Raw genomic sequence first — 12,374 nt, forward strand, 5'->3', positions numbered from 1 at the left:
CCTAAATGGGGTTCTCCTGATCAGATAGTTACAATCAAAACAACTAAAGGTGAGTTTAAATTTAGACCTGAAAATGCTAATAAAAAAAATATATACAGATTCAAGCCTAATTTGTCTAAAGAAGATAAGGTAAAAATCAAAAAGTTTTTTAACAGCTAAATATCTCTCTTGTTTAAATATTATTAATTTTTAAATTATTTATTAATAATATCCATTGACACGCCCCAACATTTAAGTTATAATGTCGTCACGATTTAATTTTAAGGGGAAAAATCATGACAAAAATCTATACAGAGCCACAAACCTCAAAAAAAACATCTAGTTACTTTGATAGTGCTACAATTCATTTTCAAAATGCTACCAAAAGCTGCGGCAGATTTCACAATGTATGCTACCTTAGCAACAGAACATGCTATTAATGTGATAGAGAATGGTGCAAGTGCTATATGTTCTATTCAAGGTGTTATTTCTGATGTAAGCACTAATTATTCTTTTATATCTACATTTGCTCAAGCAACTGTAGCAAGCCTTGCAACTTTTGCTTATTACAATCCGCCTGTTCTTATAGGTGCTTGTGCTTTAGGAGCAATTGCAATTTCGCCGTACGATTCTATCAAATGTGCAGAAAATACAATAAAAGCAGGGATAGCTGCAGGATATGTAGCTTGTGAAACTGTGGAAGGTTTAATGGCAGGAGCAGCAGGTATAGTTTCTCTTATTGCGGATAATATCTACGGCGATACTGCAGAACTTGCCAGTGCTATTAATACTAATATGATAGAGTATTATAGCTAAAATATTAGACTTCTTGCATAACCTCCTTCTAAAGGTAATTTGTACGTCAATCCGGTACTCGCATCCTCACGTATGTTTATATACGCTGTGGTGCTGCGTTCCGTGTTTCCTTCAAATTCCTCTTTATAAGATAGGTTATGCAAGAAGTCTATTGTTATACTCAATCGTTATTGGGAGCAGGCATTGTTGCATGGACCTGTTTATCCGTCATTGCTAGGAAAAATTGAAAATTTTGACGAAGCAATCTCGTGCTATAGTCCTGAGATTGCCATGCTCCTTTCAGTCGCTCGCAATGACGGTTAGGTGTCCACGCGGGCAATGCCTTGCGGGAATGACATAGAGAGTTACGCACTAGTTAGTCGTTTTATTATCTCTTCTCTATCAATCAAAGGTAAAACACCTGCGATTTCCGGTCCTGATTCTCTACCGGTTAAAGCAAGGCGAAGAGGCAAAAATAACTCCTTACCTTTCTTGCCTGTTATATTCGTTATTTCTTTAGTCCAAATACTCCAGCTATCTTTAGTAATTTCTCCTTGCGGTAATAATTCTGCAGCTTGCTTTAAATAGTCCTTATCTAAATTTAGATTTTCTACATTCGGAGTTTTATGACAAATCTCCCACCAATCTTTTACATCACGTAATTTTTGTAAATTAGGTCTTACCGATAACCAAAAATTTTCATCAATATACTCGGCATCGATTTCTTTAAGGCGGTCTTTTACTTCGTCAAAATCTAAACTTATCAATAATTTATGATTTAGTCTTTCCAAATCTTCCGGCTGATAGATAGTCGGGCTTTTAGAAAAACTACTTATCTCAAATTGATTTGCTATCTTCTCCATTGATTTATAAGGTAAGATTTGTGCCGATGAACCAAGTAAGCTAAAAAAGCTAGCTATTGCCATAGCTTCGATTCCGATTTCTTTTCTAAGAGTTGCAATCTCAAATCCCCCGACTCTTTTAGAAATTTTCTCATCCTTGTTAATAATTAGGCTTAAATGTCCAAAAGTCGGAGGAGTAGTATTTAAAGCCTCAAACATTTGAATTTGAATAGCGGTATTGCTAACGTGATCTTCACCCCTAATAATATGAGTAATACCATAATCAATATCGTCAATAACCGAGCATAACATATAGGTCATACTACCGTCTGCTCTTATCACTATTGGATCACTTAAAGCCTTGCCGTCATATTTAACTTCGCCTTTGATCATATCATGCCAGCTAATCGGTTCGTAATTTACCAAAAATCTATAATGCGGCTTTCTTCCTTGCTCTATATATTTTTGTATTTGTTCTTCAGTTAGATTTAAACTAGCACGGTCATAAATTGGCGGTAAACCTTTAGATAATTGAAATTTACGCTTTAATTCTAGCTCTTCAGGAGTCTCATAGCAGGCATATAATCTTTTTTTGTCTAGTAATAGATTTTTGATTTCATCATATCTACTTAAACGACTTAATTGATTAAATGTCTGATCCCAATTAAGATTTAAAAATTTTAAATCTTCTTCGATAGCGTCTTTATATTCCTGTTTACTACGCTCTAAATCCGTATCGTCAAATCTTAAAATAAACTGCCCGTTATGCTTCTTTGCATATAGCCAGTTAAGCAATGCTGCCCTGATATTTCCGACATGTAACATACCGGTCGGTGACGGAGCAAATCGTGTTATAACTTTTGTCATTTTTACTTATTTTTTAGTGTTTCGTACTATTTTCTCGTCATTGCGAGGAGCGTAGCATTGTTGCAATCTCGTCAAATATCCTGTGAGATTGCTTCGTCGAATTACGTTGTAATTCTTCTCGCAATGACGATTATGACATTCTTACGCCTGTTTCTTTTCTAACTTCGCTTTATTATCTTCAATTAATTTCATCGCATCATCTAAGCTTAAATTTAGAAAATCATATTTTTTTTGCACTGAAATAAATTTACCCATATATTTTATGTAAGGACCGAATTTACCGTATCCTACCATAATTTCCTCGCCACTATCTTTATGAATACCTATTTTTAGCGGTAAGCTTAGAAGCTTTAATGCCATCTCAAGTGTGATGTCGTTTTGATTCAAGCTAGCAGGTACGGGGCTACGTTTTGGTTTTACTTTGCCTTCTTGTTCGCCGTGTTGAATATAAGGTCCGTAAGGTCCTTTTTTTAGATATATTTCTATCCCGTCTTTATCAGTGCCTAAAATTTTATTCTCATTAGGAGTAGCGGCAAGGTCGCCTTCATTTTCGTTATTATCGTTACCGCTAACAATAGATTTTCTGAAAGTACATTCAGGGTAATTACTACATGCTAAAAACGCTCCGAACTTACCAAGCTTTAAGCTAAGTTCGCCTGTTTTACATGAAGGACAAACTTTAGATTCTTTATTCTCACCGAACAAGTGATAATCAAGGGCTTTCTGTACATAGCTAATAATCTCGGTTATTTTTTGTTCGTTTACCGATTCAATATTATGGTTAAAACCGCTCCAAAAATTATTTAAAGCAGCTTTCCACTCAAGCTTACCTGCCGCTATTTCATCTAATTCATTTTCAAGACCTGCAGTAAAATCATATTCTACATATTTCTTGAAAAAACCGACTAAGAATACCGTTACCAAACGTCCTAATTCTTCAGGCATAAATCGTTTTTTCTCAAGAGAAACATATTTTCGATCTTGTAAAACCGATAAAATACTAGCATAGGTCGAAGGGCGACCGATCCCAAGCTCTTCAAGTTTTTTCACTAAGCTTGCTTCCGAATATCTTGGAGGAGGTTCTGTAAAATGCTGATTAGGAATAATTTCTTTAGTTTTAAGCGGTTCTTGTTCTTTTAAAGGCGGCAGCATTTTATTTTCTTCTTCAGCCTCATCGTCCACACTTTCACGATAAACCTTATAAAACCCGTCAAATGCTATAGTTGATCCGTTTGCTTTTGCCAAATATTCTTTATTTTCCGAAGCTAAACTTGCAACTACCAAATCCATTATCACATTTTCCATTTGGCAGGCTATAGTCCTTTTCCAAATTAGTTCATAGAGTTTATAATAATCCTTTTCTAGCTTTTCTTTTAAGCTATCAGGAGTATAAGTAATATTTGTCGGTCTTATAGCTTCATGAGCTTCTTGAGCATTTTTTACTTTGGATTTGTAAATTCTAGGGCTAGTCGGTAAATATTTGTCACCGTAATTTTTATCGATTAACTTACGTATATCAGCTATTGCGTCATTTGATAATGTAACGCCGTCGGTTCTCATATAGGTAATAAGCCCTATAGTTTCCTTACCTATGTCAACGCCCTCATAAAGTTTTTGTGCTATTTGCATAGTCTTTTTAGCACTAAAACCTAATTTTCTTACTGCTTCTTGTTGTAGTGATGAAGTAATAAAAGGAGGTTGCGGCTGACGTTTTTGTTGTTTCTTTTCTATCTTATCAACATGAAAATTTTGAGATTTTAATTTTTCGGTTAAATCTTTGGCGTCTTTTTCGTTAATAATTGAGAATTTTTCTAACTTCTGATCGTTTACGTGAGTCAATTTAGCAGTAAATAATTCATTATTACTATTTTGCATTTTAAGGCTAATATCCCAATATTCTTCCGACTTAAAACGCTCTATTTCATCTTCTCGCTCACATATTAATCGCAGAGCCACGGACTGTACACGTCCCGCCGATTTACATCCCGGTAATTTACGCCATAAAAGAGGTGAAAGGGTAAAGCCGACTAAATAGTCTAAAGCTCTTCTTGCTTGCTGGGCATTTACTAAGTTAGTATCAAGTTTTCTAGGGTTCTCAACGGCATGAATAATTGCTTTTTTAGTGATTTCATTAAAGGCTACCCTTTTGAAAAAATCATCGGATTTAACTTTATTCTTTTCTTTTATTACCTCTGCAACATGCCATGAGATAGCTTCACCCTCACGATCCGGATCGGTTGCAAGATATACTGCATCAGCTTTTTTAGCATCTTTAACTATGGCATCTACATATTTACCGGCTTTATCGGAAATATCATATTTCATCGCAAAATTTTCATCAGGTAACACTGAGCCTTTTTTAGAAGGTAAATCTCTAATATGACCGAATGATGCAATGACCTTAAACTCATCACCTAAATATTTATTTATCGTTTTTGCCTTTGCAGGCGATTCTACTATTACTAATTTCATCTATTTATTATAAACTAATGATATTTTATTGCCGGCGTGACGTATTGCTTTGCCGGCGAGTTCTAATTCTAATATTACCGTATATATAATAGGAAGCGGTAATTCCGTTTCTTTTTGTAAATATTCAAAATCTATAGGTACTGCCGATAATAATTCCAATATAGCAGTACGCTCCTTTTGTGACGGTTCTTTAACATATCTCGTATTTACTGTTCCTAGCTCAACAAAATCCTTAAATAATCCATCATCTTTTTTCATAAATTCTTCATATTGCGGTAAATTAGCTACAATATCGTCCACTGATTCCACTAAATATGCTCCCTCTCTAATCAATTTATTTGTACCTTGACATCTTGGATCTAAAGGAAAGCCGGGAACGGCAAATATTTCTCTATTTTGTTCAAGTGCAAATTTTGCAGTTATTAATGAACCGGATTTTAAGCTTGCTTCTACTATCACTACTCCTAAGGCTAGTCCCGATATTATCCTATTACGCTGTGGAAAATGTTTTCCAAGCGGAGTAGAGCCGATAGGTAACTCAGCTAATATTAAACCTTCTTCTGCTAAATTTTCAAATAGTTTTTTATTTTCCGGTGGATATATATGATCAATACCGCCTGCAATAACTCCGATAGTTTGAGAAATTGCAGCTTGATGTACGCTGCTATCTATCCCCCTTGCTAATCCTGAAATAGTTATATACCCTTCTTTTACTAAATCATTTGCAATTTTATGAGCAAAGCTTCTTCCGTTTGCAGAAGCGTTTCTTGCACCTACTATTGCAACGCATTTATTATGATTTAATAACTCTATATTACCTTTATAGCTTAATATTGGAGGTGGATCATAAATTTCAAGTAATAATTTTGAATATTCCGGAGATTTATATGTGATAATCTTAGCATTGTCTTTTTCAAGAAGCTCTAACTCTTTTTCAGCATCGCTTTTACTGAAAATTTTAATTGGTTTTGACTTTCCGCCTCGCAATGAAAAATCCGGAGCGTTATCTATGGCAGTTGCTGCATCACCGAATAATTTAATTAAACTAAAGAAAGTTTTAGGACCGATATTTTCACTCCTAATAAGACGTAAAATATTAATTATTTCAATATCATAAGATATTTTAGGAGCAGAAAATAATTCTTTTAGCATTATTTAGGGTTATTTGATAGTGGTTAGTGCTGTATGTCATTCCCGCGTAGGCGGGAATCCAGTCAAGCGTATAAAAATTTGTGCTTTTATATGCTTATTTTGTTAAAATATAATTTTTTATCAATGTTAAGGTTATTTTTTTATGGATTCCCGCCGTTGCTAAGAATGACATCAGAACCATGCAACAAGACCGGACAAGCCTTGGTATGACACAGTAAAAAACTACAGCTTCTCAGCATGTGAGCTTAAATAATGTGCTATACCTTCATGTGACGGGGTAATTGCTTCCTCACCTTTATGCCAGCCGGCAGGACAAACTTCGCCGTGCTTTTGATGATGAGTTAAAGCATCAATTACTTTTAATGTATAATTAATATCACGACCGATAGGTAAGTCGTTAACTAGCATGTGACGTACTATGAAATCCTTATCAATTAAAAAAGTTCCACGCAAAGCAACACCGTCTTCATTAAGTACGTTATATTTTGAAGAAATATCCTTTTTTATATCGGAAACCATTGGAAATTGTACTTGTCCAAGTCCGCCTTTATTATGTGGAGTATTTTTCCAAGCTAAATGGCTAAAATGAGAATCAACGCTAACAGCTACTACTTTAGTACGTCTTTCGGTAAATTCACCAAGCTTATTGTGAAATGCTATAATTTCCGATGGACAAACAAAAGTAAAATCTAGAGGATAAAAAAATAACACTATATTATCCCCTGCAGCATAATCGCTAAGTTTAAACTTTTCGTCTATATTATTATTAGGCATAATAGCTTTAGCTGTAAAATCCGGAGCAGTTTTGCCGACAAATACTGACATATTCATAACCTTTTATTAATTAATAATCTGATATGATATATAAAACTAATTATTATTACAATAATAAATCTTTATAAATTGCTACTTATCTATTTTCTTTTCTGAAGAAGCTTTTAATTGGTTAAATATAGTTAACGCTCCGGTTACAAAACTACTCGGTTCTGAAAGATTTGCGGGTAAAATTACGGTGTTGGTATCTTTAGCCAAATTACCGAATGCACTAATATACTGCTCGGCTATTTTAAGAGCTACTGCATCGCTTCCTCCTGTTTTTTGTACGGCAGCTGCGACAATCTCAATACTATTTGCCGTAGCGGTAGCGACTAAGCCTATTGCTTCAGCTTCACCTTTTGCTCTGTTAACTTGATCTGTATAAGAAGCTTCTGAATTCAGTACGATTTGTGCTTTTTCACCTTCTGCATGGTTAATTTTTGCTTGTCTATTACCTTCAGATTCTAGAATTTGAGCTCTTTTTTGACGCTCAGCCGCTACCTGCAATTCCATAGCTTTAAGGATAGTTTGAGGAGGCTGTATATCTTTAATTTCATAACGCATACATTGTATACCCCAATTTATAGCAGCCTGATTAATAGCTGCTACAATCGCTACGTTTAAAGTTTCTCGTTCTTCAAAAGTTCTATCTAAAGGAAGTTTACCGATTTCCGAACGCATAGTAGTTTGAGCAAGCTGCGTTATAGCATAGTAAGGATTGTTAACCCCGTAAGATGCTGCCATCGGATCAATGATCTTAACATATAAAACACCGTCAATAGATAATGTCACGTTATCATTTGAAATAGCCGTTTGAGCGGTAACATCTATGGCTTCTTCTTTTAAAGTATGTTTGTATGCTACTCTTTGAATAACAGGGATTAGTAAGTTTAAACCGGGTTGTAGTACTTTGTCAAACTTCCCCAATTTCTCTACTACCCATGCTTGTTGTTGAGGTACAACTTTAACCATTTGTATTATAACTAAAATCGCTATAATACTGAAAATTAATAATGCATATTCCATAATTCAATACCTTTTTTTATTTCCACTCTATATTATTTTTAATTATAAAAAAAGGATTTAAATTAAACGGTACTTAATTATATAATTTTTTATCAATAAAATGGGTTTTAATTACTTTGAGTAAAGAAAGAATGCTTGAATATTCTTCAAGTTGTTCATTTATATTTTTTATCTCATTTAAAGCACTATTAAAATCTTTCTGTAATAAATAAGTTTCAGCGGCTTTATTTTGTTCTAGTGTTTTAAGTAAAATACTTTGTAAAAATCTATAATAATAGTCGTCTAGTTTAGGTATATCAGACATAATAATAAATCATATAATTATTGAGATTTTAATTTATATATAAATTTTTTTAATAATTCAATAATTTTTAACTAGATTTACATATACTTAAGTCTTTATCTACTATGTCGGAATCTATATTTAAACAGTCAAGGATTGAATGAAATACATAATCATGGCTAATTTCAGTATTAGCATAATTTTTAATTGAGTCTACCGATTCAGGATATTTTTCTCTAAAATCATCTGATACCCAAACTATAAGCGGCACTGTTATTTGTTCTGCAAGTAGTGGACCACCGTGACCGTAATAACCATTTTCTCCTAACGATTCGCCGTGATCGGATACATATAGTAAAAATGCATTTTTATCTTTAAGCAAATCTATTAAATTAGATAAAAAAAATCGGTGTATAAAATTGAATTATCATAGCTGTTAACTAAAGCAAGCTTATCGCAATCACTTGCATCTCCTTTAACTTTAATATGGCAGGTAGGAGTGAAATGTTCAAATTCTTTAGGATATCTTGCGTTATAGTTCCAGTGACTTCCTGAGGTATGAACTACTAAAAATTGTTTCTCTGAATTTGTTATTATTTCTTTTATAAAAGGCAATATTTTTTCATCATGATCATTTAAAGAAAATAGAGCAGAGCCGCCCGGTACTATAGTAAAATTAACGTCATTATATATATTACTTAGGTCAAAATTTGCGAAACTCCTCATTAAAGTTTGAGTACCGATCCAGGTAGTATTAAAGCCAAGATTTGTTAAAATTGATAAAAAGCTGTTCTCTTGTCTAGTATTTTCAATTTGACTTGCAGGATAACGTGAAAGTAATGACGGTACGGAAAGATAGGTAAGATTAGAAGAGGATTTAGCTTTGAAAGAAGTTAGATTTTGGGCAGTTTTTAAGTAAGGAGTCGTATCTCTTTCATAACCGTTAATACCGAAATGATCAAATCTTGCCGATTCTCCTATAACTAAAACACCGATAATATCTTTATCTGATTTATCTATAAAGTTATATTGCTTACTAATATCTATACATGCATAATTTTTACCGGTTAGGTTTCCGGCAAAATTAAGGTAGCTATTATGTAAATACTGAATGGGAAAATAATTTTTTAGTATCTTAAATGAAGGAGTAATAATATTATATACAAAAATAAGTAAGCAAGCGGCAGATAATAATTTTGTTACGAATGATTTAGAATTTTCGGCAGCAAAAGATTTGAGAGTATAAAAACAGCTAAAAAGGCAAAAAATTATCCATATTATTAATTTAATGCTGACTAATTCATAAACTTCGTTTAAATCCGTTGAGAAAAAACTACCTATTACTTGTTTAGTAGGATTGATTTTGAAGAAATAAATGTAATAACTAGCAATAGCGGATGTTATAAATAAAAACCCTACGCCGATTTTTAACACTAATTTATGTACGCTAAGACCAAAAAATGCTATAAAAGAAAATATATAAATATAACAAAAATCTTTTGATAGCTCTAATATCCCTCTAAAAATCGTTGCTTTATAATAATCAAATTTATAAATCAATATTGCGGTATTAAATAACAAACAATAAATAAAGGCTAAAATAGCCGATAATTTAATTAATTTCGTATCTAAATGTTTTTGAATAGTTTTTAGCATATATAATAATTAATAAAGTAATTTTTATAACTATCATGATCATAAAAAATCTTCAAGAATTTTATCAGCTTTTAATACCAAATGCTCCGCTTATCGCTATTGATTACGGAAGCAAAAAATTAGGAATCGCATTATCTAATCAAGAACGTAGTATTGCTATGCCCTTAAACACTATAATTGAGATAAATAAAAAAATCGTTATTACTTCCTTGCTTAATATTATAGAAAAATATAAAGTTTGCGGTGTTGTAGTAGGTCTACCGATTGATATGAACGGAGCAGTAACGGAGCAAACAAATATAGTGATGAAATTTGCAGAAGAATTAACAAAATCTATAAACTTGCCTATATATTTACAAGATGAAAGACTAACTACAAAAGCTGCGAATAATTTCCTTAAATCATTCGGTGTTAAAAGAAAAGACCGTAATAACAATGATGATGCAGTAGCTGCTAGTATGATTCTTGAAACCGTGCTTGATTCGATTAAGAGGTTTTAGATTTAAAATCAAAAAATTATTAATTAATCAATTTATTAAATTGATTAATTTCATCAAAAAGAATAAAATATAAAAAAGTTCAAAAAATTAATTTAATTATTTTTTATGATAGTACAAAAAAGTTATATTGATAATAACGGTAGACTTGCTATTCCTATAAAAGTAAGACATAAATTAAAACTTAAAATAGGAGACGAGGTAACAATTAAGTATAACGATTCGGAATTAATAATATCGAGTTTTCATTCAAATATAGAAAAAGCAAGAAACATATTGGATAAGTATAAAGATGTTGATTTATATAAAGAATTAAAGCTTATGAGAAAAGAAGATGCTGCAAAAGAATAAAACACCGGTAAAATCTAAGCAGGCTATATTAGATACTTCTGCAGTTATTGCACTTTTAAAGAGAGAACCGGGCTATAAATTATTAGAAGATATTATAGCAAGTAGTAGTATATCAAGTGTTAATTTAAGTGAATTTGTTAGTGTACTTACAAGAGCAAATATTCCTGCACATGAAATAGATGAAATAATAACTGATATTATACCGGAAATTATTCCATTTTCTGAAGACATTGCAATTCTAGCAGGAAAATTAATTAGTTATACTAAAGAATATGGCTTATCGCTTTGCGATAGAGCCTGTATTGCTACCGGTATATATTATGATATAGCTATATATACTAGTGATAAAATATGGGCAGGACTTAAAATAAAAAACGCTAATATTAAATTAATTCGTTGATAATTATACAATTTCTAGCTTTTCAAAAACCTTATTGTAAAGATATATTATTTATGATAGAAACGATGCAAAATAAATAAAATATATCATGAAAATATTAATTCTAGGTGTTACCGGTATGCTGGGTAACAGTATGTTTAGATTTTTAAGTCAGGATAGTAAGTTTGACGTTTATGCGACAGCTAGAAATAATTCCACTCGTTCTTATTTTTCTAAAGATTTATCCGATAAATTAATTACAAATGTAGATGTTGAGAATCATGATTCGTTAGTTGAGGTATTTAATAAAGCAAAACCCGAAGTCGTCATAAATTGTATAGGGCTTGTAAAGCAATTAGCTGATGCAAACGATCCGTTAAAAGCATTGCCGATCAATAGTTTGCTACCGCATAGGTTAGCTAATTTATGTAAATTAGCTAATTCAAGGTTAATCCATATTAGTACTGATTGTGTATTTTCAGGAAAAAAAGGTAATTATAAGGAAAGCGATTTTCCTGACTGTTATGACCTTTACGGTCGTTCTAAATTCCTTGGCGAAGTAGATTATCCGCATGCTATTACGCTGCGTACTTCCATTATAGGTCATGAGCTAGCAGGTAATAGAAGCTTAATCAATTGGTTTTTAAGTGCAGAAGGGCAAGTGAAAGGTTTTGAAAAAGCTATTTATTCAGGATTTCCGACAGTAGAGCTTGCAAGAATAATAAGGGATTTTGTATTACCGAATAAAGAACTGCATGGGCTTTATCATGTTGCATCAAAACCGATTAATAAGTTAGAATTGTTAAAATTAGTAGCGGAAATATATAATAAAGAAATCGATATTATTCCGTCAGATGAGCTTGTAATAGATCGCTCGCTAGATGCTACTCGTTTTAATGAAGCGACGGGATATATGCCTACAGAGTGGCGTGAGCTTGTAAGGCTTATGTGTGAGTTTGGGTAGTAAGGCCGTCATTGCGAATATAGGTTTGTCCGCTCTTGTCACCTAGTTCGCTTGATAGGGCTTGTTGTATGGATAGGAAAAACTACTCAATGTCATTCCCGCGTAGGCGGGAATCCAGAAAAATAACTTCAAATGTCGATATAAATAGTTATTTATTTAAAAAATAAACCTAAAAAAACAAGTTTTTTTATAGGTTTTACTGGATTCCCGCCTACGCGGGAATGACATAAAACGATCAATGCAACAAGACCAGTTTGACCACGGTATGACACCATTTTAAAATAATAATAAAATA

At 32.6% G+C, this 12,374-nt stretch carries 14 protein-coding genes and 2 pseudogenes; 7 read left to right on the plus strand and 9 right to left on the minus strand.

Annotated features, from left to right (window positions below):
- The first annotated feature begins 354 nt into the window (after positions 1-354).
- Positions 355-795, plus strand: a complete 441-nt coding sequence (locus tag AC5587_RS03000) for a hypothetical protein (RefSeq protein ID WP_499162808.1) — start codon at positions 355-357, stop codon at positions 793-795.
- Here AC5587_RS03000 and AC5587_RS03005 read toward each other — a convergent pair.
- The 4 genes and pseudogenes from AC5587_RS03005 to dprA all read right to left on the minus strand — a co-directional run.
- Positions 795-947: pseudogene (locus AC5587_RS03005) on the minus strand (palindromic element RPE1 domain-containing protein); the annotation flags it as partial. The gene AC5587_RS03000 and the pseudogene AC5587_RS03005 sit on opposite strands and share 1 nt — an antisense overlap.
- Before the next feature lie 192 nt (positions 948-1,139).
- A complete protein-coding gene (gene gltX, locus AC5587_RS03010) occupies positions 1,140-2,483 on the minus strand; it encodes a glutamate--tRNA ligase (protein WP_499162809.1) in 1,344 nt (447 codons plus the stop codon).
- 141 nt (positions 2,484-2,624) lie between these two features.
- Positions 2,625-4,955, minus strand: coding sequence for a type I DNA topoisomerase (gene topA, locus AC5587_RS03015; protein WP_499162810.1), 2,331 nt, complete (start codon positions 4,953-4,955; stop codon positions 2,625-2,627).
- On the minus strand, positions 4,956-6,107 hold the full coding sequence (dprA, locus tag AC5587_RS03020) for a DNA-processing protein DprA (protein ID WP_499162811.1): 1,152 nt from the start codon (positions 6,105-6,107) through the stop codon (positions 4,956-4,958).
- 33 nt (positions 6,108-6,140) lie between these two features.
- Here dprA and AC5587_RS03025 point away from each other — a divergent pair, with 33 nt between their 5' ends.
- Entirely contained in the window at positions 6,141-6,317 is a 177-nt protein-coding gene (locus AC5587_RS03025) for a hypothetical protein (protein ID WP_499162812.1), read from the plus strand.
- A 12-nt stretch (positions 6,318-6,329) separates the two neighbouring features.
- Here the strand turns inward: AC5587_RS03025 and AC5587_RS03030 are convergent, their stop codons facing one another.
- The 4 genes and pseudogenes from AC5587_RS03030 to AC5587_RS03045 all read right to left on the minus strand — a co-directional run bounded on the left by AC5587_RS03030 (position 6,330) and on the right by AC5587_RS03045 (position 9,888).
- Complete coding sequence (locus tag AC5587_RS03030; protein WP_040257484.1) at positions 6,330-6,932, minus strand: peroxiredoxin; 603 nt, start codon at positions 6,930-6,932, stop codon at positions 6,330-6,332.
- An 81-nt stretch (positions 6,933-7,013) separates the two neighbouring features.
- Entirely contained in the window at positions 7,014-7,949 is a 936-nt protein-coding gene (locus AC5587_RS03035) for an SPFH domain-containing protein (RefSeq protein ID WP_010423399.1), read from the minus strand.
- Between the two features lie 73 nt (positions 7,950-8,022).
- Entirely contained in the window at positions 8,023-8,253 is a 231-nt protein-coding gene (locus AC5587_RS03040) for a hypothetical protein (protein WP_499162813.1), read from the minus strand.
- Positions 8,254-8,320: 67 nt separating this feature from the next.
- Positions 8,321-9,888, minus strand: a pseudogene (locus tag AC5587_RS03045) (phosphoethanolamine transferase).
- A 35-nt stretch (positions 9,889-9,923) separates the two neighbouring features.
- Between AC5587_RS03045 and ruvX the strand changes: the two are divergent.
- From ruvX to AC5587_RS03070, 5 genes are all read left to right on the plus strand, one after another.
- Positions 9,924-10,388, plus strand: coding sequence for a Holliday junction resolvase RuvX (ruvX, locus tag AC5587_RS03050; RefSeq protein ID WP_499162814.1), 465 nt, complete (start codon positions 9,924-9,926; stop codon positions 10,386-10,388).
- A 105-nt stretch (positions 10,389-10,493) separates the two neighbouring features.
- On the plus strand, positions 10,494-10,736 hold the full coding sequence (locus AC5587_RS03055; RefSeq protein WP_499162815.1) for an AbrB/MazE/SpoVT family DNA-binding domain-containing protein: 243 nt from the start codon (positions 10,494-10,496) through the stop codon (positions 10,734-10,736).
- The gene (locus AC5587_RS03060) at positions 10,720-11,136 is read left to right on the plus strand and encodes a PIN domain-containing protein (RefSeq protein WP_499162816.1); all 417 of its coding nucleotides are present in this window, start codon (positions 10,720-10,722) and stop codon (positions 11,134-11,136) included. Before AC5587_RS03055 ends, AC5587_RS03060 begins: the two co-directional genes overlap by 17 nt.
- An 88-nt stretch (positions 11,137-11,224) precedes the next feature.
- A complete protein-coding gene (locus tag AC5587_RS03065) occupies positions 11,225-12,079 on the plus strand; it encodes a dTDP-4-dehydrorhamnose reductase family protein (RefSeq protein WP_499162817.1) in 855 nt (284 codons plus the stop codon).
- A gap of 35 nt (positions 12,080-12,114) precedes the next feature.
- Positions 12,115-12,246, plus strand: a complete 132-nt coding sequence (locus AC5587_RS03070; protein WP_499162818.1) for a hypothetical protein — start codon at positions 12,115-12,117, stop codon at positions 12,244-12,246.
- Here AC5587_RS03070 and AC5587_RS03075 read toward each other — a convergent pair.
- Positions 12,232-12,354, minus strand: coding sequence for a hypothetical protein (locus AC5587_RS03075; RefSeq protein ID WP_499162819.1), 123 nt, complete (start codon positions 12,352-12,354; stop codon positions 12,232-12,234). The two genes, AC5587_RS03070 and AC5587_RS03075, sit on opposite strands and share 15 nt — an antisense overlap.
- Positions 12,355-12,374: the final 20 nt, after the last annotated feature.

This window comes from Rickettsia endosymbiont of Hedychridium roseum (assembly GCF_964028255.1).
Classification (GTDB): Bacteria; Pseudomonadota; Alphaproteobacteria; order Rickettsiales; family Rickettsiaceae; genus Rickettsia; species Rickettsia asembonensis.

Coding starts and splice junctions, on each gene's coding strand:
- AC5587_RS03030 (WP_040257484.1), bottom strand. CDS start 6,932: ATGTCAGTATTTGTCGGCAAAACTGCTCCGGATTTTACAGCTAAAGCT.
- AC5587_RS03035 (WP_010423399.1), bottom strand. CDS start 7,949: ATGGAATATGCATTATTAATTTTCAGTATTATAGCGATTTTAGTTATA.
- AC5587_RS03055 (WP_499162815.1), top strand. CDS start 10,494: ATGATAGTACAAAAAAGTTATATTGATAATAACGGTAGACTTGCTATT.
- AC5587_RS03075 (WP_499162819.1), bottom strand. CDS start 12,354: ATGGTGTCATACCGTGGTCAAACTGGTCTTGTTGCATTGATCGTTTTA.
- AC5587_RS03065 (WP_499162817.1), top strand. CDS start 11,225: ATGAAAATATTAATTCTAGGTGTTACCGGTATGCTGGGTAACAGTATG.
- ruvX (WP_499162814.1), top strand. CDS start 9,924: ATGATCATAAAAAATCTTCAAGAATTTTATCAGCTTTTAATACCAAAT.
- topA (WP_499162810.1), bottom strand. CDS start 4,955: ATGAAATTAGTAATAGTAGAATCGCCTGCAAAGGCAAAAACGATAAAT.
- AC5587_RS03060 (WP_499162816.1), top strand. CDS start 10,720: ATGCTGCAAAAGAATAAAACACCGGTAAAATCTAAGCAGGCTATATTA.
- AC5587_RS03040 (WP_499162813.1), bottom strand. CDS start 8,253: ATGTCTGATATACCTAAACTAGACGACTATTATTATAGATTTTTACAA.
- gltX (WP_499162809.1), bottom strand. CDS start 2,483: ATGACAAAAGTTATAACACGATTTGCTCCGTCACCGACCGGTATGTTA.
- AC5587_RS03025 (WP_499162812.1), top strand. CDS start 6,141: ATGTCATTCCCGCGTAGGCGGGAATCCAGTCAAGCGTATAAAAATTTG.
- dprA (WP_499162811.1), bottom strand. CDS start 6,107: ATGCTAAAAGAATTATTTTCTGCTCCTAAAATATCTTATGATATTGAA.
- AC5587_RS03000 (WP_499162808.1), top strand. CDS start 355: ATGCTACCAAAAGCTGCGGCAGATTTCACAATGTATGCTACCTTAGCA.